Origin of the sequence: Shewanella sp. Shew256, assembly GCF_002196695.1 — a bacterium.
GTDB lineage: Bacteria > Pseudomonadota > Gammaproteobacteria > Enterobacterales > Shewanellaceae > Shewanella > Shewanella mangrovisoli.
On sequence record NZ_NAJR01000016.1, the window covers coordinates 1 to 21,674 of the forward strand.

The following is a 21,674-nucleotide window of genomic DNA, read 5'->3' on the forward strand; positions in this document are numbered from 1 at the left end:
AGCTGTGGTGGTGCGCCAATTGAGATCATCCGGCAGTATATTGAGCAGCAACAAACTCCGGCGTAGCCCTCAGAACGGCTTCGCCGTTGCGCTATTCATCCTCGCCCTGAACGGCGAGGTTTTCCGCACTATCCGATAAATAAAATGAGAACCCGCTTAACCGAGTTGTCTATGCTAGCTAATCAACAACTTAAATTAGTCTTGGATCGATTTGATATTTTAAATCAACGGCATTCTTAACCGACTCAATTACAACTGGATTGGAAGGGTTGACCAACACATTGTGCTCCAAGGGCACAATAAACGAGGGCACCATCAGTCCAGCCGCCGATTCAGACTCTATAAACGAATCTCCAAGCCCTCTGGACATTATGTCGTTGTATCGCCACCCCTCGGCCAATTCGCTTTGTGGCAACATCATCAATTCACTTTCGGGCAATTCCAGTTCAAGCGTGACGAAGTTATCGAATCTTCGGGGTGAATTGAGATGCACTAAGACTTCTAGGATTGCTAGAGATAGTGTAGGAGAGGTATACACCATCGGTACTCCCAATGAGTTCCAGCGCCCCCCATACATTGCAGCCCCTTGTCCATTCCATGCAGAATCCACGTACTGCTTTGATACAATGCGATAGAGCTTCACATGTAAACTCCGTGCATTAATCTATTAATTAGACGAATGACATCTAATGTGCCCGACTCAGAGCCCATTAACTCAATTGGTCTTTTACCGTTCAATCCAATTGCGGGTTCATTGAGCCATTGAATAGCATCAGCCTTGTTTCCACCAAGCATCAAAGTTGCTGCTTCATACATTCGTATCATCCTTGCAAACGCTTCGCTTTCACTAGGTTTCAGTCGATGTTCTTTATCCTTTACCCGACGGGCGAAGGTTGCCCGGCTTAAACCGGCATACTGAACAAGGTTCGTAACGGGCATGGAAACGGCTTCGGCAAAGCGATTCACAACATCAATACTAAACCCATGATTTATTGCGTCACTTAGCACAGGGCCTTCGCCAGCAGGCAACCCCACTTTAGCCCAGATAGATTGATGTGCTTTAGGTTTTAATCTGAACTCACGTAATTGTTGAACAGCCATATCAATGACTCCTGCATTCCAAAATTATGATTAATTATCGCACTATACGTCTCATTTGACAAATTTTAATGTCTCACATGAAATTAGCATTTATAAAAAATCCCGCACTTGCGGGATTCTTTATTTGAACGGTTTAATATGTGTAATGTTTCTCAATAGAATTTGAGTAAGCGCCAGAGTCATCCACGCCTCTAGCGATAATCACAGCACTATAACCAGTTGACTTACTTACGTAAATATAAGATCCAATGTAGGGTGATACTTCACCGTTAATGTTCCACTCGTATTTCGCCATCTTACCATCTTCGTCAGTACATATCAGATCGAGTCGGAGAATGTTGGAATAATTGCTTTCCTTCACGTTACATTTGGGTTCTACGTTTTTGGCAACGGGGATTTCCATTTCGTACTCCCGTTGGATGTTGAATACGGATGTCATAACCGCTTTTAGTTTGTGAACACCCGCTTCAACACCACTTACCATCACCCTCAGATTGGTAGGCTCCACCAGCTTGCCATCTAGATACCAACTAACCGTGTTGATTCTGTCTAATGGATGTCCCATTTTGCCTGACAAGTTTGCTATCACGGTTAATGGCTCGCGCATCATAGTGTTGCTATAACGTGGCTCAATGCTCAACTGGGGCTCCGGCGCTTGGTTGGTGCCAATATAGCTTGAAACCACCTTAGCGTTTCCTCTGTTATCGGTGACCGTAGCTTGAACATTCTCGGTTCCCGCTTCCGTCACATTGAAAACCACTTGCTTATCTGACTTACGAACCACTTCAAATGTCTCAGGGATTTTCCATTCTACTGAGAAAGTCACTCCTGAATAGTAAGGAGGGAGATCTGTCGGTGTGTTAATCAACATTGAACCAGAAGTTGGGGCATAACTACTGTTCGTTTTGCTGATGATCTCAAAAGATGGGAAAGTATATCTCCATGCAGCAGGCGTTAACCGTTTCAGGTTTTCAGTCTCAGCCTGATACCCCTCTGCCCATGCTCTGACTTGTAGTGTAACCAGCTTATTAGTGACATCTGCCGCTGTTGGGGTGTAACTGATGGACGGCGCTAACGTCTTGGTGCCGTCTGGTAATGTCCACTCAGTGATGATTGGCGTACCCGCAGCGGTATCCGCTAGCTTCGTAGTCGCTTCCAGTGTGTACGGAACGCCTTCTTCCATCGCCTTGATCACCGGCAATGCCATTCGCACAGGTTGTAAACGTGCGGCACGTACAATCTTAGTAGCCTTCGCATACCTGGCGTCGCCAGCCAAATCAGTATTCACATAAGCTGCGCGAGCATAGATGTTATAGCGAGTTTCACTGTCCATCGTTAACGTGAAACTATCATCACCTTTCACCCAGTTCACGCCATCTAACGACCATTCTACTTCGGTTGATGTCAAATCGACTGATTCATCATTATCAAGCAGCTTATATTGGCCAATCTCGCCAGCATGTAATGCACTAACACCCTCAATCTTCAGTTCTGGTTGGTCGTACACCAACACCTCTTGGAAATCGGTGGTCTGTTTAATACCGCTGTACTTGTTAGCAATCTGGGCTCTAAATTGATAGATACCTTTGTTAGATAACAGGATTTGCACAAAGTCTTTGTTAGTGGCAATTTCTTCCCATGTACCGCCACTATCTTTCGACATTTCCCAAGTCACGTCGCCTTTAGCACGACGGTCATTTAGTGTATTAGGTACGTATAGCAATTGAGCCGCGAATGGCGCTTTACCCGCCATGCGCTTTATCAGGATATCTCCGTCAATAGCCTCACCTTTATAAATCTGGAAAAATGCAGAATTACTCTTAATCGTTTTTTGGTAATCAGCCAGTTTACTGTCCACAGTCACCAGAGCCACTAAGCGAGAACTGCCGATAGAAAAGTCCTTGAATGGGATTTCCGCAGATGCCACACCTTCACTGTTAAGCTTTAATGGCTCTGTTAGGTTTTGATAGCTAGTACCTTCTTTGTTTCGCGACTCCAATGCAATGACCGCAGACCAATCACCCATAGTCTCTTTATCGTAAGTCATTTTTCGAGTTAAGAAGTCCAGAGAGCCAATACTCACTTTAGCAGTGATCGTAGACTGAGTGTTTTGAAGTACCTCGGGGGTTTCTAGCTTCGCTACAATAGTATTAGCTGGCACAGTCAGAACTTTAACCTTCTTAGTGCCTAACGCGGTTTTGTCCCCAGTGTACTGAGCTTTTAGCTCAATATCTCTTGTGGTCCACAAGGCAGATGCCCCCACACTTAAAACTTTACCAATCCGCTTTTTAGACTGAGCTGAGCCTGATTGTGTGTAAGGGTATGACACCTGAGTGCCATCACTGCTAGTGATTGAAAAAGTTAAATCACCGTTAATAAACTCAGCTGACGTGGTGGTAATCACCCCACCATCAACTGTCGTCGTAAAAATGTCAGGTTTAAATTCACGGTATTTAGCAACAGTTACTACTGGCGGCTCCGGCTCAGTCACTTTAAATGCTTGCGAACCCACAAAGCTGAGCGCTTCTGAGTTTTTTCGGTTGATCATCCAAACCTTGTACTTAGCCTCGTTAAGTGAGGATGTACTGGTCGCTTTTTGGAACGTACCCGCGAGGACTTGCTGAGAGTTAGACCATTCAGAGCCTGTGCCATCAGGGAATTGTAGCCATTCAATAAAACAGCGATAATTTAACTGACCACCAGCTTTACGTGCCTGCTCAGCTGACGCATACATGCGACAACCAACCCCCTCGGTGTTTTTGAGTGGCATAGAGACCGCTTGAACACCTCTTCGATAGGTCTGGCTTCTGTCATCTATCTGCCATTTTACTGGCATATATCGAATTGAGACTTCCTGTACTGATGTGTTACCAGCATTATCCTGGACTACCACAGATAGTAATTTATCAGTATTGGGCTCTAATGGAGTATCTGGAGTTTTGAGCATTTTTAAATACTCAATCCCTTCATCAATACCATCTCCAAGAACTGATTGGCCATCCACTGACGCAGCAATCACCTTCCCCCCACCAGACATGGAATCAACAGCCGCAACGAGAATATCATCAAAGAAATAAATAGGGTCGGCAGCGTTAACAATGCCGCCGTTAGTGTTGTAAATCCTGATAGTTGGAGGATTTCTATCGATGTTACTGGACTCACCTACGACACCTTCCCAGGTGTTGCTGTAAGTGTCCGTCAACGTCGCGTATGGGATGTAAACGCCATCTGGAAGCGAAGACAGGTCAAACTCGAATGCCCATACATCGGAATGCTGCTCAACGAGCTTAGGGCTCAGCTTAAGTTCTCCCGTAGGTAAGGTAATAACATCGGTAGAGAGAATGTCATTTCCTGCCAGGTTATAGCTTGGTTGTTTGATTGAATACTGTGGATCTGGTTTTAGCGTAATAGTCGCCTGTGGATGCCACCACGTACCTGATTTACCCGCGTGAGGGGTAGCTACTGTTAATAGCGCTTTTTCGTTATCGATAGTTAGTGTCGTGCCGTCAGCAAATGTTTTAGTGATTGGCACCTCGTTACCCGAGGCCACCGCTTGCATCATATAATCGTCGAGTGTCGCGGTCCTGAAGTCCCATGCGAGATTGTATTGCGACTGATATTGGCCATTGATGGTTTTGAAATAGCCATTATCCGAATCTACGCTCATGCTGTAGTTGGTTGAGCCCGTCGAACTGCTTGTGTCGGTAACAATAGTCGTGCCAGCTGTGGACATGGTACATGATGTGCTGCCAATCGGGATGGTACACGCCCCGAGACTCGGCGCATTAACTACTTGGGTATATGGCCTTGAATCGGTCTTAACTTGGACGGTTTTGAGGATGTTTCCCTTGCTGTTGCTGGTTACGTCCGAACCTAACTGGATACCAGTGGTTAAGTCACTTACGATTTCAACGATGTTTGGGGAAATAGCTTGCGCCGCTTCCACAGTCATCGAACCTGTTTCAACCAGCACTTTTTCACTGCCACTGCCAGAATAAATACTTACGGTATACCCGATGATGTTATTGCCAGAGTTATTCAAGTAACCCTGAATACCATCGCTGTAAGTGCTTAACCCTGATGGCAAGCTCCACTCCAGTAAACAGAGCATGTTACCTTGGGATTGCGTAAAGGCTTTTGCCGCCGCTACATCCGTCGTTAAGCTACAACCCGCACCGGATCCTTGAGTTGGTTTGATTTGCACCTGCTGGACGTTTGCCACCACTCCTGAAGGTGGGGTCAAGACGATTTCGGGCATTTTTGCAGACAGTTCACCAGTGATGGTTACACCGGATACAGCTAAAGCGTTAAATGACCACGCCGATTGCGCTAGTATAAGTAGCGCTATAGCGGATTTACTGAAAGTTAAGTCGCGCATTCTGAACCCAACATTTTTTTATGATTACATAGGTTATCAGAATTATATAAATGGATAAATTTATTTACCCATTTTTTGAGCAATTAATGGGAATTTTGCGATGAATTAATACACATTAAATTAATCAAATGAGTTTATGATACCAAGGAGATCCCAATATGGGATCTCCTTATGGAGTTGGGAAATTAATTGACTGATGCGGTGAGTTGTAGCGAGTTTATGGCTTGGGAGATTGCGGCAAAGTTATTCACCACTTTGACCATTTCACCACCATTGCGATAAAACAGCGTCGGCGTACCTTGGATGCCCAGTGTACCCATGAGCTCAGAGTTTTGGATGATGGCCATCTTAGTTTCTGGGGTTGGGGTTGCAGTGGCATAAGCAGCTTTAGTTTGCTTCGCCTCTTCGTGCTTCCACACCGCGTCCTTACCGCCATCAATCATGGATTGGATTGCTGGGACAGAGTTGGCGCTGATCCACGCTAACGGCACCAAGCGCACATCCAACTGTTTGCTTTCAATCTCGGGTTTCAAACGTGCGAGTAAACTACTGCAAGCACTACAGAAGGGTTCAAAGAATACATAAATAGCTTTCTCAGCTGACGCTTGTTCATAGCCCAGTTGAATGTATTTCGCCGCAGTGAGACTTTGCCAATCCTGCTCAGTGTAAGATTGCTGAGCAACAGGTGCGCGTTGTGCTTGACCTGCTTGTTGTGGCTGATTCCTATCGGCTTCGGAGATGCCCAGCGTCGTTGCCCACTGCTCCGTTAAGTTGACGCCATTCGCATCCACCAGACCACCAGCAATAACAAAGTCACCCGTGCTCCAATAAATTTGTTTTTGACCACTCAGATCCACCAGCCAGCCCGTGATATTTTGCGAACCGTCGGTGACACTCCATTTCTGGATCACTTTGTTATTGACGTTACTGCTCAACAAAGTTGCTAGGGCCGTTGGGCCATCTTTGGCAACACCCGTTGGTAGTGATGTTTTATAGCTGTTGAACTGGCTCACTACCCAAGCGAGAAGGACAAGAGCCAAGATAACAATAAATGCGATGAACGATTTTTTGCTTAACGATTGTAGTTTCATACCTTGCCCATAAACCATAAAGCGCTTGGATTAATAAAATTGTGTTGATTTTGGCCTAACTTGAGGAATCAATCAACTCAATTGCATCGTTTAAATCATCAAGATTGATTTTGTAACCGAACAAATATCGCTGATTAACTCCCGTTTGCGAGCGACCTGATTTGGTTAAATCGCCAAATCCTCTTAATTTCATGTCCTCAATCGCTAGCGTCACGCCATGAGAAATTTGAGAAATTAACTCTAGCCTATCCTTTGATTTTGGGCTTATTTCAAGGGGTAACAGTAAATCAAAGTACCCTACCCCTCCGTGCCTTGCTAAGCGCCCTCTAAGCTGATGGAGTTGGACGAGACCTAGCCTGTCTGGATTCATCACAATGCAGTGGGTTAACCCTTTAATCGTCAGCCCAGTTTCAACTAATGTCGTCGCTACCAGCACGTTTGCATCACCCGTATTGAGCGCATCGATTGCCGCAGCATTTTCTTCGTTTGTTAGCCCTCCATGCGCCAGAACTACCCCGCTACCATCCGGCAGGAGGTGACGATTACTATGGATGAATCGGCACCATTTCTCGTATGCCTCTGTCGCATTCTGAATATCCGCAAATGCCTCACACTGGCTTTCATCTTTAAGGGCGCAAACGATCAATAACTTTTGGCCGCTTTGAAGCGTTTTTAACGCTCTTATTGCCAAGTCTCGACCTGCGTAATGCTCTAACAAACGACTCTCAATACGCTTATCTACGAAGCAATGCTTTAGCTCGTATACCTTCAGCACTCCATGTTTCAGCAAAGCCGCAGTTCGCGGTACTGGGGTTGCTGTCGATTCCAGTAAATGCGCCCCGTCAGCGCAAAAAAGCTCACGCTGTTCTACTGAAAACTTGTGCTGCTCATCCACGACGGCCAGATCAAATGTGAATGGCCACTGTTTGTGTAAAATCGCCGTGGTACCAATCAACATTCGACATTGGGAAATCTCTTCAATGATCTCCCCTTCAATGACTAACGTCGGGCTGATGTCAGGGTAATACTCAGAGAACTCTCGATGTAACTGACGCGCTAAATTCGAAGTAGGCAGCATAATGGCCACTCGCCCACCAGCATCCACAACTGAGGCGGCACAGGTGCCAATCACACAGCTTTTTCCGGTGCCAACGTCACCAATTAACATCATGTGTTGAGATACTGCCGAAGTCATTTGCGTGACCATACTAAATGCCGCGGATTTTTGTTCCTCGGTCATTTGGAATGGTAACGATTTAATGCGGTTATCTATCGCCTCTGACTCAAACTGCAACGGGACACGCTTTACTCCCCACTGTGACGCCAATTTCTTTGCCTCTGCACCAATGAGGACTGCTGCTAACTTACTAACTTGCCGAATCCGTGCGTAACCTCGTTGAACACAATCGGGGAAATGGATCTCCTGTAACATCTGCTCGATGTTGTCACTCGGGGCTGCACCCAGAAATTGCTTTAGTCGTTTGTTACTTACAGCGGTAGCTGAAAGCAGCTCTCTAATCTTGTCAGCACACTCCTTGATAACATCACGTTCTGACAGTAAGCGGCTGAGGAAATCGATTACCTTGGGTTCCGCTTTGCTCATTCCCTTGGCCAGTTCATAGCACACATGCAACCGCCCTAAATCATCGGGGGCAACAAACTCCTGATTTTTTAAAATCAGTTGTTGGTTTTGATATTCCGGTAAGCCATAGACATAGATAGGGTGATGCTGATTAGCCATCGCGAGCCCGTTGCTCAACGATTTTAGGTTTTCAGCTGTGTCGTAAACGAAGGTTTTCAGTCGGAACCCCTGTTGGTCTGTCAGCTCAACAATGATGAAGGGACTGCGTTTTTTAGTGCGTCCTAACTTGATGTCAGATACGGAGTGAATATGACCGCCGAAAAGCGTCATCCCAGAGAAGCCTTGATAGGGATTCAAGTCATATTGAACAAGGCGTAAATCTTTGTATTGCAGAGGCATTACAAGTCCAACTTGCCATAACTCAGTTATGCCAAACTTGGATAATTGCTCTAAAGACGTGTCTGTCATGCCCCAATCCGATTCGTGTTCTATGTCTCCATTAGATCACGCTTCTTGATTGAGGCAAATTTTGAGAATTAGATGTTGGGACTAGCACACTGCACGAATTCTTGGAATCCCCTTTTCGTCGGCTGCGCTTCTCTTTCGTCACAGCGTCCTAGGAACTCGATTGGCTTATTAATAACCCCCATACACGAGGCCAACGTCCAGTAGCTCCCAAACGATGCGCTATGACCCGATTGATAGTTGTTATATGCCGTGTGAATTAATCGACGAGTAATTTCAACAGGGATCTGATTGCTACCCTCGGTGTACTCTTTAGCAATATAATAATCAATAATCACCCCTTCTGGATTGACTTCGCTTTCTGCGTACTTAGGTGCCTCTAAACTGCCTGGGATCCATTTAGCCCCAGTCTCATAACCATGTGCGTAATAGCGAAACTGGGCCATAGCAACAGCACAGCTTTCAGCCTCATTAGGCGCGGGTGATGCGAATGCTGGCGCCGTGAACGAATAAAAAACAGCCAACATCAAACCTAACACCATACAATTTATATTTCTCAACATGCGACCCCCATAGTTAAAGTAGTTTATACTAATTAATTTTTTTGTACGGCATAGATACTGATGTACGATTACACTCAATCAGGTGTTTCATGATACTCTTCAGTCTAAGCGTCTAAGCTGTTAATTAATGGATGATTTATGGCTAACTACACCATATCGGCTAAATCAATAACTGACGCAACCCAAAGCGCTCAGTTTGATTTACTTATCAAAAATGTCCCCGTACCGGAGATCAGGGAAATTTTGAAGCACGACGATCCCATTAATGAACTTTACCGACTTGTTGGTAATGATGCTGCTCTCGCTGCGTTGTTCCTTCGTGTAGCCAATTCAGCTGCATTACCCGTCATTAAAAACTTTGATGATTTAAAACGTGCAATCACCAAACTAGGAACGCTCAGAAGTGTCAATCTGATCATTACCTACATGCTAAGACAACTTTTGCCTAGCTCCGCTTATGACGTCAGTACTCAACTCATAAACTATTCAATCGACACCGCCATCGCACTCGACTACATTCAGCGCAAACCCAGTTCGTATATCACAGGCATTGCGTTATTCGGTGGATCTATGCTGGTAGCTGGTTACGCTGATCACATGGGTATTAATGTCACAATTGGTGAATGCACAGCACTCAACCAAGAACTACTTCCTGTGTTCATTCGACACTGGTCATTCCCTGAAGAAACACTGCAAGCAATAGAGCTGTATCTTGCCAATGAACATTCGAGTATCACATTAGCGATTTCCGCTGTTGCCCATAAACATCTGTTATCCCCCTTCCCTGGGGTAGATTCGAGCCTCCCTGAGAGACAGCTTGAAGAAGTTGTTTCCAGTATCAACGCTAATCCATTCTTTTAAGTAAGAACGCGAGGCCTGCGAGCAGCAGGCCTAAGATTCATTTTCGGCGTCGAATCGACGTCGCCATGTCCCGACTAGATCTTTTCCTTCCCTTTCAGCAATCATCTGGCAAGCAGTAAACATATCGACCCCATTGTCTTTCATCATGATTTCAATCTGTTTTTTCTCGTCTGGAGCGGTAGAGTAAGTCAGTGCTTTAGCCCTTGGCAGATATAGCCTGCCTACAGATTTTGTGCCGCCACTGCATAACAGAACTTCACTGAAAAACGGCCTAACAGTCTTGATATTCCTCAGTAAAAGGTAATCCTGCTCAATGAACTTACCCTCTTTATTGAGTCGGGCCAGTTCCTCTCCGTTTTGCATGAGGTAGAATAAGTGAGCCGAGTTACTGGCCATCGCGATACCCGCAGGCGACTCGTTGGCATCCTTCATCGATTGCGAAATACACACACCCAGGCTGTTGTACTTACGGAAACGACGCCAACCAGATTCGAGGAATTTTGCCAGAGTTTGAAGAACCTGACGGGTCTGCTCATCTACACCCTTGTTTTCCTTTAAGAACTCCCACGCTTCATCGAGAATAAAGGCTTTCACAATATGCAGTTGATCATGCCTAAACATTTCCTGCTGAATACGTTGAATACACAGCATGATACACACCGCTTTGAGCTGGTCTGAACCGTTAAGTCCGTCTAGCTCTAACACCACTAAATCCTTCTCAAACTGAATGGGCGGCTTGCTAGGGTTGAACATCCAACTGTTTTGGCCACCGCGTAAGTAACACCAAGGAGTCAATTGGTCGCTGATTTGTTGAACTTCTTCTCGGGGATGTTTGGCACAAGCATCAGCGAAATCGTCAATACTGGTTTCCCTACCCTTCTCGTTCCACAGTTGCATGAGCAATACTGACATTGCAGAGTATTGATAGCTGTTACAGTCTCCAAGTGGGAAAGCCATCAACTTCAGGATGTTCAACAGCATTTCACCTTGAGCGCCTAAATAGTTGTTAGCGTCACTATCTACAACGCCTTCATCAGTATCTTTTTGAGATTCGTCGATACTCTTAAAAGGACATAGGTTAAACGCAAAGCGGTTGTCCGGAATAACCTCTACGAACTGTCCTGCGTACAACTCTGTTGTTTTAACGTATGAGCGACCTGAGTCGATGATGAATACGCGGCCACCATCAGGATCACCGTGGATATTACCAAGTGCATCTGGATAACGGTTTTCTCCGGTTGAAAGTAGACCTTCAATCAAATAGTTAGCAGAGACCGACTTCCCAGCGCCAGAGGTTGCGGTTATAAAGATGTTGTAATTGGAGTCTGACTTTAATGGGTCAAAGGTGATTAACTGACCATCACGGGCAATGTATGTCAGCACAGGGTGTCGAACTGCGTTTCCTGGCCACGATGCCACCATAGGAACGAAGAACTTGACCAAGTTACTAGGGAGAAAGTCAAAGCGTTCAATGAAACTACTGACTTCACTTGAGGTACACATTGGCAGACCATTTAGCCAAGTGAAACGGCCAATCAAGCTATCCACGCCAGCTGACCAACTAAAGCCTTCCATGCGCGTGATTAGTTTTTTAGTGCAGTTCTTAACTGACTTTAAAGTCGGTCCCCACATTTGAAAGTTTAAATGAAAGCGGCAATGCTGAGCCTTTTCTCGCTCTAGATAATGCTCGTAGTATTCAAAATCTTGCAGGCCGTATTTCAAAGACGAAATCCAACGAGCCCACGGACCTTCACCTATCTGTTTGGCCATTAGGCGGCGCTTGGAGTAATCCTTAGCGACTTTCTTAGGGCTCATTTCAACAACAAGGTTGATCATGAAATTGCCGGGAATAGCGCCATCATCCCCTTTCAACCAATCGCCAGTCATTAAATGTAACGTGCCTTGGTAAATGGAATCTGGGAACTCTTTAATGCTCACACTTTGAATAAATCGTGTAGAACCATCTTCTGCTTTAATCGCCATATAATCAGAACCATCGACTTTGACCTCAGTGCCAGGTTCAAGCAACTGCGCACGGATGGGCTGAGTAGAACGGTAACAGCCTTGTCTACCATCTACTTTAATTCCACGGCGCCAAACTGCATTCGGGGATGGGTTGTGGATCATCTGCAATCGGTTAATTAGGATCTCAGGTTGCATTTTGGTCGCTACACCAAAGATTTGTTGTAATGACGCTTCATGGTTGTTAGCCATATCTACAAAATCTTCGACTTCCTCTGTAGTCGGCATGGCTTTCTTGATAGGCACCTTGATTGAGGCCCATACCTCGAAGTTGCGAAGCGGTACACCTTCCATATCTCGCGAAGGGATTGAGGTATCAGCAAGCGCTTTATAATAATCAACCATGTATTCGGTCATATTGTCATTATCAATGACCGTATCGAACCGATTACGCTTGCCACGGCAATGTCGGTAATTGTCTAACACTGTTACTAAGTCGTCTGAAGCCACTAGCGAGAATTGCAGCACAGTCCCTTCTGGATAGACTTTTTTGAAAATCGAATCCAGCGTGGAAATCGTACTCGCACCATAACCACCTGACGGTGGGCATAGCCACGTTACGCCAAGGTAACCCCCTTCTAGGATGTAACCAAGATGTTCCCCTTCCTCACTCACAAATTCATCTAAGATTGGGATGATTGAGGAATATTTCTCAATGCCTAGACTATTTTTCCAGTTATTTACAGTTGTCATTTCGCACCCGTGTTAATTGCCGTTAGCGCGTAACGCTTCTTGAACAACTTTTGGCGCTTGATCCAAAGTGGCCTTTGCCGCTTCTAGGTCAGCATTGAAATTATTACGCCCAGGTTTACCTGTCTTAATGCCAACTCCGTTAATTTCGCTTGGGTTACCCCTTCGCTCTTCTTCAATGGATTGCTGACGAATATAAAGCGGAGTGATTTGAGCAGGCATGTTGAATGCTTCACGGCCATAGGTGTATTTACGGGTTTCAATTTCGGTATAGACATAACCGACATTCTGTAAACGGCCTTTGTCGTCTTGCCATGGAGCAAATGCAACACGAAGCATTTTGGGCGCCTGCCGAACAGCGATAGGCTCTGGAGCGGGTAATGCACGGTTGTTATCAGCCGTAAACATGTAAGCATTACTGACTTCATTCAGGGTGATTGGTTGGCCGTTAGCGTCCAAGCCATAGCCGGCCATGGCGCCGGAGTTAGCCACTGACTTTTTAGGTACTTTACAGTCTGGGCAATCTTCATCGCTTTCAGCTGCTCGCCGCGCTTTTTCTGCCTCAATGCCGCCAGGTGTATCAGCCAGTTTCAGAATTTCTCTAGTGGTGGTACAGGGTAATCCGCTGTTTTGAGTGTTTACACAAACCGTAGGCTCCTCACCCGTTTCGAACATCGATTGACATCCAAAAATAGTTGCCAAACTAACAGCGACCATGCCTAATTTTAATGCTCGAGTAATCATTATTTCTCCGTTTGGGAAATGAAATCAGTTAATGAATCGGGTAATCCGACGTTGTGCAGTCCGTGTCCGTTAACGAAATAGGGTAAACGACGGATCTGTAGAAATTGAGTAACCCCAATCGTGGTGGATAGCTTTTTAATGTCGCAGTTTTCGAGGGTTTCCGGGGCTGTGGTGAAATCACTGTTAACTAGCAAACGTAGGGATTCACTTTGGTCTTTGGCGCACCACAGCTCCCTCGCTCTAATCGCAGCCTCTTTACCATTCACTAATGGGGTAAGCAGTAACGCGATTTGCTTACCTTTAATCGAAAGGAGCTTATTGAATAGGTCAGCGTTTAACTTCGATAAAGGGTCCACAAATACAACTAGATCGGGCTCTGTTTTTGCTAAATCACCAATGTAATATGCAGCCATATCCTTAACAGAAACCCCTAAGACCTTATCAATCTTGGCAAGCCATGCCGCCTTTGCGTTGGCTTCAGTTGCTATAGGTGAACTGTTCCAGCCATCGAATACCTCGCCGCCTTTAACGAGAATCCTGCCATCCGTGGAGGCGAGCACTTGAGTACCATCTCGAGACACCATCATCACCATACCTTTCACGGGAAGCGCTTGAGACCATACGATGTCGTTTAACATCGAGAAAGCATTCTTGATAAGCTCCTTACCCTCACTTTCCGGCATTTTCTCTGGCTGTGTTTGTGCCTGCTTAGCTGATTTGTTTGCCTCTAACAAAGCATCTAAGCCACTGTTGGCCATAGCCAGCGGATGACACAAACCAAGCGATACTGCTAACGCAATTTTGGTTACCTTTCTTTTGATACTCATAGCACTTACAACTTAAAAAGTGTGTTGCATATTTCAGCAGTTTTGCCGCCACAAGTCAATTTTCAAGTCATTTTTCGTGAATTTCTTGTGCATTAAAATTTGATTGGTATGATGCAGTCATTATTAAAACAACTAGAACTTATAGCTAATAGCTAAAAGCTCACTCCAATAGCCCGCTCTTGCGGGCATTTTTTTGCTCCATTTCTAGAAATTTGCCTCAATAGGAAGCCGTGTAATGATGGTTTCAATTGAAGAGTTAGATTTTTGGAGTGAGTATCATGAGTTCATTTGATTTTGATTTAGATGCGTTAAATTCTGCTATGAACGCATTTTTTGACCCTGCCAGCGTGAGCATGGTTACCATCACCTGCCAGCAAACCTCAAGCATCATCCCTGCAAGCCTGACGCATTTAGTCAAGCCTAGTTATGTGGACGGCAAACCACAATTCTTATCTGACACCGGTGAACTTATCGAAGGTGTTTACTCAGACATTCCAAACGATGTGTATCACTCATTAGATGCCATTAGCTCAAGTCAGGTTAAGTGCTATGCAGATAGCCCAATGAAATACGAACAAGCGTATATCAACGGTAAAGGTAAACAGTTCAGCGCTAAATCCCGCGAGTCCGGTGTTCTAAGCCACGAATTAACACTAGAGGGAGCCGATGTATTTAATGCTCGCAGATTTGCCCTGCTCGACTCAGAGCAATTCCCAGATGATCCAAAGTCATTAACCGAGCTTAAAGATGCCTGCACAGCCAACAAACTAACAACCAGCGGCACCATTGCTGAATTAATCAAACGCCTTGAGCAAGCCAACGCTCCGCAAAAACCGTTTGAGTCACGTCAATTGGAGTGGATCAAAGCGAACATTGGTGACGAGTGTTTTGCGTTATGTGATACAGAACTACAGTCAGCGGTGACCTGTGCAGCAATCATTAAATTACTTCAGGATAATCAACATATCGCGATGAAGGCGCTTAAGCTGCCAGTGTCAAAGGAGATGTTTGATAGCGTTATAGGACTCAATCAAGCCATTGAACGCAACGCTCACGCGAACAAATTTTTAAATCGTAAAAAAGGTATGGCGGAAGTCGCATTCTTTACAAGAGATCCTGAGACCGGATTGATGCTTAAGTGCAAAGTGGATTGGTTAACAGCCGTTAAAAATTTTATTGTTCCTTGCGATTTGAAAACCACGCACAGTGCTAACCCAGCGTTAGCGGCCTACCAGTTCGCAGACTTACGTTACGATTTGCAAGCTGTGTTTTACTTAAAAGTGATTAAGCCACATTTGAATGAAACCGAGTATGCAGAGCGTCTATTCCCACTCATTACCGTTGAAACGGGTGATTGTGCAATTTGTGAAGTGTTTGAGCTTCACGATGATGATTGGGCTATCGCTGAGCAAGATCTGCCAATCATTCTTGATAATATGAAAAATAGCATTAAGAAAAACGAGTACCGAGGCTACACCGAACAAGGTAAGTCTGTTATCAAATTGGCAAGACGCAAATCTTCTCTGGCTGCAACTCGATAGGGTGGTGAAGGAATATGAATCTGCAACTCAAAGCACTTAAGGCTATTTACGACAAAAAACCTCACTTGGTGGCCAAGTACATCTCAGCAGGGCTCACCGGTAATCTATTGAACTTCAAAGATGGTCTTTTGCTGCGTGCGGCAATTACATCAAATCAGCCTGAGATTGCTAAGGCGATACTAAATGCCGGTGCAAACGGGTTTGTGCTAAAAGGGGAGGCTTATGCAGCAGCGTTTAAGCAAAACAATCCAGCATTGATTGAAATAATGCGGGACTGGGCGGAACGAAATCCGTCAGAGCTTAACACTATACCTGGGCTGGGCAGAAAACTCAGGCTTGATTCGGTGGAATCAGAGGTTTAAAAGTGAAAAATACAATTTATTATCAGTAACTTATTCACAGTTTCAGCTGGTGCAGATATATAGATTAAATCCAACATTGTAGACTTGAAAAGATTTTTAGGCTTCCTGAAATTGAAAACCCCAGCTCAAGGCTGGGGCAAATTCTTTAGGTCTTTACGCAAGGTCTTGGATATAATCCTTAGAGCCAGACGTCAACCTGACAAAAATTATATTTAATACTGACGCCGACGTCAACAACGAAGTTCGAGAGCAACGATAAATGCCACATACAATTAGCTATAAGGAAATTATAGAAGATTTTATTACAGAAGAACGTCTAAGAAGTTATAAGGTCACGTTTAAAACTCAAAGCGATATTGAATTGCTCGGGGCTTACTTATGGAACACCCACGTTTGTTCTGCTATATACCCTTTGCTTAGTGCCACAGAAGTGGCGCTACGCAACGCAATTGACTCTGCACTAACTTCTTCGGATTTAGGTTACTTTTGGTGGAAGAAGAACAAACTCCATTTTAAAAGTTTCGCCCCAGAACAGCCTGATAAGAATCCTCCATTTGAAGTCGAAGCTATCAGAAAAAACTTCTCTAAGGCTACAAAGCAAGTTCAACAAGACAAAAAGAAACGTTATAACATTGCCAATCCAACTCCGATGCATCAAGAGATAATAGCAAAAACTGAATTTTCCACATGGGAGTACATTCTTAGTAAAGAGTTCATGGGGCCAGGTTTGATTTGGCCAACTCACCTGGGTACCGTTTTCAAAGGAGAATGGAACACAACTAAGACCAAAGAGCTGCTAATCAATACAAAAGATCTAGTCAAAACCGTAAGAGAATTCCGAAACAGGGTTTCCCATCACGAACTCGTGTGGAAAAAATATGGTGTAGAGACTGAAATTGATGCTATCGAACATTTGCGCGATAAAATAAGCAAAATTTTGCAACTTTTGGAATTAGTATCCCCGGAAAAAAAGCGTCTTCTGGAAAAGAACAAAATTATCGAGAGAGCTTACCGTGCATGTACATTGGGTGAATTGAGACGATTCCAACACAATATTGCTACACACAATGTAAAGTCTATTTCTAAACTTTGCCGATTAGTGCAAAGCGCACATGATGCTAACTCAGTCGAGAAGATTCAAGTCTATGAAATGGGAAAAATTAGTTTTTTGATTCACCCAAACTAGGGTGTCAAAGCAATTCACCCCAAAATCCGCAAACGTCGAAAGAACGAATTACACAAATAAAATCGGAAGCTAGTCGATAGCAATGCGGTCATCTTCGTTGGTAACGTCAATTCCCTTTCGATGTTCAAAACCAAGCTGGCCAAATCAGCGTTGGATGCAGGCAGGTGGATGTTGAAAACAATGATGGAATACAAATGCGCTCACGCAGGTGTTGTTTTTGAAGAGGTCAACGAAAGTTACACAACCCAAACTTGTTCGTGCTGTAGGGAAATCCCCGCAAGTAGTCCGAAACAGCCAAGAACATGCTTACTGTCGGGTATAATCGTCTAGCGGTAGGAATGCCCGCCCTAAAAGGCGGAGAGGATACCAACAATAACACACCATAATTTTCGGAATTGAATAACAAACTCTCATCTCAATAATCCACATAGGGTACATCACCCATTACAGCGCAATCATTTGAAGTAAGTTCCTGTAAAGTATGTAAGCGCTAGACAGTATTAATCTGTGCTTGATTCGGTGGAATCACGGGCTTAATAATCGAAAATTTTCTTTATCTTCAACATTTTACCATTAAAAATGCTTGGTGCAGATATTTTCGTTCCATCTAAAAGCAGCACCAAGCTATAACCTCGTTAAATTATTGTTTTTATGCTAAAAAACTCAGAATTTAACGCTTGATTCCACCGAATCACTCCATAAAAAAACCAGCATCTCTGCTGGCTTTACTTTCTTAATTGGCTGTTTGTCTCATTTTCGCGCTACAACGATTTAGTTCTTCCAGTTCATAGAACTTCATTGCAGGAAGTCTGAATGGTAGTTTATTGGTAATCGCGTTGTTTAAGGCCGTGGCTAGTGTTAACATCACTTCTGCTGACATAAATACTCCGAATAAGTATGTTTGTTAGTGCATGACAGGTCAGGCTTGGCGGTCGGCCTGTCAGTTTCTTTTACTACTGGTTTTTTGCTTCTACTAAATCAATTAAGAATTGTTTTAGCTTCTCAATCTCTTGCTCCGACAATCTTGTTACTTCGACCTTGGTCTTTCGATTTTGGGTCGATAATTTAGCCCAACGATTGCGGTCGTCACCCTCGGCAATTTTATCATTTGCCAGCTTTTTGGGTTTTGATTGTTTATCAAAGTCTTCGAACACCTTCAGTATCTGACTGTTTTTCTGGCCATCGACATCAAATAGTCCCGCTACCGATGTTTCGCCTTCATTTGCATCGATGCAAATTTTTTCAATTTTCTCAAGTAACTGCTCGCTCAATAAAGCTGAAAGTTGATGCTTTTGAGTAATGTCATAAAGAGCCATAATTTGTGTTGAACTTAAAGCAGAAGGACAGGGGAACAACTCAATAATTTCATCTGGAATTTCTGCGGCTTTAAGTGCTCTCGTTACATACGAATAAGATACGTCGAATTGAGCAGCTAGCTCTCTCAGAGATAACTTAACTGTTTTGTTGTTGGCAATCTCGAGCTCGTTTTTCGCGAGTGCCTTTTTCATCTGAAAACCCGCATCTCGATAACTATACTTTTCAGAGGTTTGGACGTATTTAACGATTTCGTGAACTTCTTCTTCTGTTAGTACAAAATCGGTATACAGCACATTTAATCCAGCATTCTCTAAGATTGCTGCCATACGTCGGCGCTGACCATCAAACAAGTGATAACCAGTTGAATCCCGTGTGGCCAACGCATCAGAAAATTGCACCTTTGCAATAGTTTTACGGATCCGCAGTAATGAATTTGGTTTTACATCACCGGCTGGACGCGGGTTAAATGGGTGTACGAAAGACTTTGTTTTGAGTTCTTCCGCCGTTAAGTGCTTACGAGTGAATGTAAGAGTACGCCCACTGGACAATTTAATTTTAATTGAAGTAGCAGAGTCGTTCAGTACATCAGTATTAGCAACAAATGCAGACTCAGTAGTTTCTGGATGTAATTGACTATTTAAACCAGCAGAGTCAACTAAGGCTCTGCCAAATGGAACGCGCTTACGCGCTTCTTTAGCATTAGATACCATATTCTGAACCTCTAATTCTTGAAATGTGTTGGAATAGCGCCAAAGTAAATTGGTCTAGCGACTCTCTTGCTTTTTTAAGAGCTTTTGAGTCCCCTGTGTAGCTTCCAGGATGTACTGACACAACGGTATCAAATGTTTCTGCACAGCGCTTAAAGGCAGATAATTCAGGAATACTAGCCATCATCATGTCTTCAGCAAATACAGCGTTGGCAATCATTGAGCTATTAATATCTTGCTCGCTCTGCGAATACTTAGACATAAAAGCCAAATGGCCTTTCAAATTCGTTGTTGCGCCTTCTGCTTCTAAATGATCCAGCATTTCTGGAATACGAGTCACGTATTGCAATGTTGAATGTAAATCAACGGTTGAGGGCGGAAGTGGAGTCACTAAAACGTCAGCTGCACACAATGCACTTTTTAAAAGTGAGTCTAAGTGTGGGCCGCAGTCGATAAAGATAAAGTCGTAATCGTTGATTAGCTTTTCACAGACGTTGCGAGATAACGCCTCAAACGGATTAATTTCCGAACCAAAACGCTGAGCGCATAGAGCTTCCCATTGAGATGCTATAAAAGCATCTGCAATGCTTGACGGTATGATGTCAACACCAGGCACTTGAGTAGGTATGACAAACTCGTCTAACAGCTCTTCACGAGTTAAGTCTTGAAATACGGCTTGAACGACAGTGTTATCAATTGTACCAATGGAGTTTTTATGGCTCATGAACATACTGGCTGAGCTTTGAGGATCAATGTCCAGTACTAACACTTTTAAATCATGCTGAAGCATTTCAGAATGGCAACGTAACGCTTGGGCAATATTTACGGTTGATACAGTCTTACTTACACCGCCTTTGAGGTTACAAAGGAATACTACATAGCCGCGTTCAAATTTCTCACGCAATGCTTTATGTCCACGATGCTTGTAAATATCGACTACTTGCTCAACCGTTAGATCATAAACTTCAACGCTACCGTTTAGCTTCTTATCGAACTGGTAACCAGTAGCTTCCATCTCATTAATCGATTTTTCTACGATCTTACGAGTGAGGCCTCTCAGGTTAGCTAATGCGCCTTTTGAGTAACGCTGGTGAAATGTATCTAAACCAAATTCGATTTTGTGCTGTGTAATAGAGTCAGACATGGTGTTAAGCATTTTTCGTGCCCTGTCAGCAGTCGTTCTCATACGAGCTTTGAAGTGTTCATTCATAGCAATTTAACTCCATTTATCAATTGCGTATAAGATTACAGCTAAAAGGTGTGGATTTCAATATTTGGTACATTAAAATCCGCACCTATTTAATGGTGTGCTAATTTCCTCACCTGGATGTTAGTGTCTGATGATATTAGATATACACTCAGCTTCATATCATGAAAGGGCAATGATGCTTTATAGGTGAAGACTGTAGGTTGTAGGTTTACTTGTTTGCTATGGAGCATTCGGGAAGTTGAACTAGAATCGAATAGAATCCTGTTTCTTCTTTTGATCTTAAAAGGATCAAAAACAAGATCTATCTGCTTGGGAATATAAAAAGATATGATCTTTTTATTAAGATCTATTAAAGATATAAAGATCTATAGGGTAGAGTTTTTTATTTTGAATCAATATGTTATGCGTGTTTTTCAAATAGTTTTTTCGCTTTACACCTAGATCTTACTCGTCAGGTTCCCAGATCTCACTCGCTTTATGCCAAGATCTAACTCGTGACAGATCAAAAGTTTACTCGTTTAATACACTGATTTTACTCGTGTTACCCATAAGTATTACTCGTGTAGTTATCCACAGTAAAGAGTTTTGGTTGTTTATTGCCCTAAACACAGAGTAGATGCGCCTGTATTGATTGAATTTTATACTTTCTCATGTGTTTTATTCGTGTGACCCCTAGAGTTTATTCGTGTGAAAGACTGTACTTTACTCGTATTTATGAAAAATCAGTTCGTTGTCGCATCCAATTTTAAAATAACCCAAAAATAGACCAATAGTTTACTCGTTCATATGTCGGTAGTTCACTCGCTACTATATCAATAGTTTACTCGTCTATATGTCCGTAGTTCATTCGCTTCGATACCAATAGTTTACTCGTCTATATGTCTGTAGTTCACTCGCTTCTATATCAATAGTTTACTCGTTCAAGTATCTGTAGTTCACTCGCTTCTATATCAATAGTTTACTCGTTCAAGTATCTGTAGTTCACTCGCTTCTATATCAATAGTTTACTCGTCTATATGTCTGTAGT

Annotated in this window: 16 protein-coding genes; 5 read left to right on the plus strand and 11 right to left on the minus strand. The window is 43.7% G+C overall.

Annotated elements, in window-relative coordinates; translation table 11 throughout:
• Nucleotides 1-190: 190 nt before the first annotated feature.
• The 6 genes from B5P39_RS20710 to B5P39_RS20735 form a co-directional block, all read right to left on the minus strand.
• The gene (locus tag B5P39_RS20710) at nucleotides 191-643 is read right to left on the minus strand and encodes an RES family NAD+ phosphorylase (protein ID WP_037426858.1); all 453 of its coding nucleotides are present in this window, start codon (nucleotides 641-643) and stop codon (nucleotides 191-193) included.
• Nucleotides 640-1,101, minus strand: coding sequence for a type II RES/Xre toxin-antitoxin system antitoxin (gene parS / locus B5P39_RS20715; RefSeq protein WP_050991311.1), 462 nt, complete (start codon nucleotides 1,099-1,101; stop codon nucleotides 640-642). Before parS ends, B5P39_RS20710 begins: the two co-directional genes overlap by 4 nt.
• Nucleotides 1,102-1,234: 133 nt before the next feature.
• A complete protein-coding gene (locus B5P39_RS20720; protein ID WP_088212822.1) occupies nucleotides 1,235-5,479 on the minus strand; it encodes an Ig-like domain-containing protein in 4,245 nt (1,414 codons plus the stop codon).
• 185 nt (nucleotides 5,480-5,664) lie between these two features.
• The gene (locus B5P39_RS20725) at nucleotides 5,665-6,570 is read right to left on the minus strand and encodes a thioredoxin fold domain-containing protein (RefSeq protein WP_088212837.1); all 906 of its coding nucleotides are present in this window, start codon (nucleotides 6,568-6,570) and stop codon (nucleotides 5,665-5,667) included.
• Nucleotides 6,571-6,625: 55 nt separating this feature from the next.
• Nucleotides 6,626-8,620 carry a helicase-related protein gene (locus B5P39_RS20730; RefSeq protein ID WP_088212823.1) on the minus strand — a complete coding sequence of 665 codons (1,995 nt, stop codon included), beginning with the start codon at nucleotides 8,618-8,620 and terminating at the stop codon, nucleotides 6,626-6,628.
• Between the two features lie 68 nt (nucleotides 8,621-8,688).
• A complete protein-coding gene (locus B5P39_RS20735; protein ID WP_037426866.1) occupies nucleotides 8,689-9,180 on the minus strand; it encodes a hypothetical protein in 492 nt (163 codons plus the stop codon).
• 138 nt (nucleotides 9,181-9,318) lie between these two features.
• Here B5P39_RS20735 and B5P39_RS20740 point away from each other — a divergent pair, with 138 nt between their 5' ends.
• Nucleotides 9,319-10,041 carry an HDOD domain-containing protein gene (locus B5P39_RS20740; RefSeq protein WP_037426869.1) on the plus strand — a complete coding sequence of 241 codons (723 nt, stop codon included), beginning with the start codon at nucleotides 9,319-9,321 and terminating at the stop codon, nucleotides 10,039-10,041.
• Between the two features lie 30 nt (nucleotides 10,042-10,071).
• On the opposite strand, the gene B5P39_RS20745 is transcribed toward B5P39_RS20740, so the two are convergent.
• The 3 genes from B5P39_RS20745 to B5P39_RS20755 all read right to left on the minus strand — a co-directional run bounded on the left by B5P39_RS20745 (nucleotide 10,072) and on the right by B5P39_RS20755 (nucleotide 14,324).
• A complete protein-coding gene (locus B5P39_RS20745) occupies nucleotides 10,072-12,756 on the minus strand; it encodes a TraC family protein (RefSeq protein WP_037426871.1) in 2,685 nt (894 codons plus the stop codon).
• A 12-nt stretch (nucleotides 12,757-12,768) separates the two neighbouring features.
• The gene (locus B5P39_RS20750; RefSeq protein ID WP_254915831.1) at nucleotides 12,769-13,428 is read right to left on the minus strand and encodes a TraV family lipoprotein; all 660 of its coding nucleotides are present in this window, start codon (nucleotides 13,426-13,428) and stop codon (nucleotides 12,769-12,771) included.
• 68 nt (nucleotides 13,429-13,496) lie between these two features.
• Nucleotides 13,497-14,324 (minus strand): hypothetical protein, encoded by an 828-nt coding sequence (locus B5P39_RS20755; protein ID WP_037426876.1) that lies wholly within the window; start codon nucleotides 14,322-14,324, stop codon nucleotides 13,497-13,499.
• A gap of 278 nt (nucleotides 14,325-14,602) precedes the next feature.
• Between B5P39_RS20755 and B5P39_RS20760 the strand changes: the two genes are divergently transcribed.
• From B5P39_RS20760 to B5P39_RS25195, 4 genes are all read left to right on the plus strand, one after another.
• The gene (locus B5P39_RS20760; protein WP_088212824.1) at nucleotides 14,603-15,865 is read left to right on the plus strand and encodes a PD-(D/E)XK nuclease-like domain-containing protein; all 1,263 of its coding nucleotides are present in this window, start codon (nucleotides 14,603-14,605) and stop codon (nucleotides 15,863-15,865) included.
• A gap of 14 nt (nucleotides 15,866-15,879) precedes the next feature.
• The gene (locus B5P39_RS20765) at nucleotides 15,880-16,227 is read left to right on the plus strand and encodes a hypothetical protein (RefSeq protein WP_037426880.1); all 348 of its coding nucleotides are present in this window, start codon (nucleotides 15,880-15,882) and stop codon (nucleotides 16,225-16,227) included.
• 259 nt (nucleotides 16,228-16,486) lie between these two features.
• Entirely contained in the window at nucleotides 16,487-17,413 is a 927-nt protein-coding gene (locus B5P39_RS20770) for an Abi family protein (protein WP_037426882.1), read from the plus strand.
• Nucleotides 17,414-17,593: 180 nt separating this feature from the next.
• Complete coding sequence (locus B5P39_RS25195) at nucleotides 17,594-17,743, plus strand: zinc ribbon domain-containing protein (RefSeq protein WP_425061542.1); 150 nt, start codon at nucleotides 17,594-17,596, stop codon at nucleotides 17,741-17,743.
• Nucleotides 17,744-18,366: 623 nt separating this feature from the next.
• Here B5P39_RS25195 and B5P39_RS20780 read toward each other — a convergent pair.
• Both B5P39_RS20780 and B5P39_RS20785 read right to left on the minus strand, forming a co-directional pair.
• The gene (locus B5P39_RS20780; protein ID WP_037426883.1) at nucleotides 18,367-19,440 is read right to left on the minus strand and encodes a hypothetical protein; all 1,074 of its coding nucleotides are present in this window, start codon (nucleotides 19,438-19,440) and stop codon (nucleotides 18,367-18,369) included.
• Nucleotides 19,430-20,647 carry an AAA family ATPase gene (locus B5P39_RS20785; protein WP_011711563.1) on the minus strand — a complete coding sequence of 406 codons (1,218 nt, stop codon included), beginning with the start codon at nucleotides 20,645-20,647 and terminating at the stop codon, nucleotides 19,430-19,432. Before B5P39_RS20785 ends, B5P39_RS20780 begins: the two co-directional genes overlap by 11 nt.
• Nucleotides 20,648-21,674 lie beyond the last annotated feature (1,027 nt).

What these genes read in the sequence shown, in the direction of transcription:
- B5P39_RS20770 (WP_037426882.1), top strand. Translation starts at nt 16,487, where the DNA reads ATGCCACATACAATTAGCTATAAGGAAATTATAGAAGATTTTATTACA.
- B5P39_RS20730 (WP_088212823.1), bottom strand. Translation starts at nt 8,620, where the DNA reads ATGACAGACACGTCTTTAGAGCAATTATCCAAGTTTGGCATAACTGAG.
- parS (WP_050991311.1), bottom strand. Translation starts at nt 1,101, where the DNA reads ATGGCTGTTCAACAATTACGTGAGTTCAGATTAAAACCTAAAGCACAT.
- B5P39_RS20745 (WP_037426871.1), bottom strand. Translation starts at nt 12,756, where the DNA reads ATGACAACTGTAAATAACTGGAAAAATAGTCTAGGCATTGAGAAATAT.
- B5P39_RS20740 (WP_037426869.1), top strand. Translation starts at nt 9,319, where the DNA reads ATGGCTAACTACACCATATCGGCTAAATCAATAACTGACGCAACCCAA.
- B5P39_RS20755 (WP_037426876.1), bottom strand. Translation starts at nt 14,324, where the DNA reads ATGAGTATCAAAAGAAAGGTAACCAAAATTGCGTTAGCAGTATCGCTT.
- B5P39_RS20735 (WP_037426866.1), bottom strand. Translation starts at nt 9,180, where the DNA reads ATGTTGAGAAATATAAATTGTATGGTGTTAGGTTTGATGTTGGCTGTT.
- B5P39_RS20780 (WP_037426883.1), bottom strand. Translation starts at nt 19,440, where the DNA reads ATGGTATCTAATGCTAAAGAAGCGCGTAAGCGCGTTCCATTTGGCAGA.
- B5P39_RS20785 (WP_011711563.1), bottom strand. Translation starts at nt 20,647, where the DNA reads ATGAATGAACACTTCAAAGCTCGTATGAGAACGACTGCTGACAGGGCA.
- B5P39_RS20760 (WP_088212824.1), top strand. Translation starts at nt 14,603, where the DNA reads ATGAGTTCATTTGATTTTGATTTAGATGCGTTAAATTCTGCTATGAAC.
- B5P39_RS20750 (WP_254915831.1), bottom strand. Translation starts at nt 13,428, where the DNA reads ATGTTCGAAACGGGTGAGGAGCCTACGGTTTGTGTAAACACTCAAAAC.
- B5P39_RS20720 (WP_088212822.1), bottom strand. Translation starts at nt 5,479, where the DNA reads ATGCGCGACTTAACTTTCAGTAAATCCGCTATAGCGCTACTTATACTA.
- B5P39_RS25195 (WP_425061542.1), top strand. Translation starts at nt 17,594, where the DNA reads ATGATGGAATACAAATGCGCTCACGCAGGTGTTGTTTTTGAAGAGGTC.
- B5P39_RS20765 (WP_037426880.1), top strand. Translation starts at nt 15,880, where the DNA reads ATGAATCTGCAACTCAAAGCACTTAAGGCTATTTACGACAAAAAACCT.
- B5P39_RS20725 (WP_088212837.1), bottom strand. Translation starts at nt 6,570, where the DNA reads ATGAAACTACAATCGTTAAGCAAAAAATCGTTCATCGCATTTATTGTT.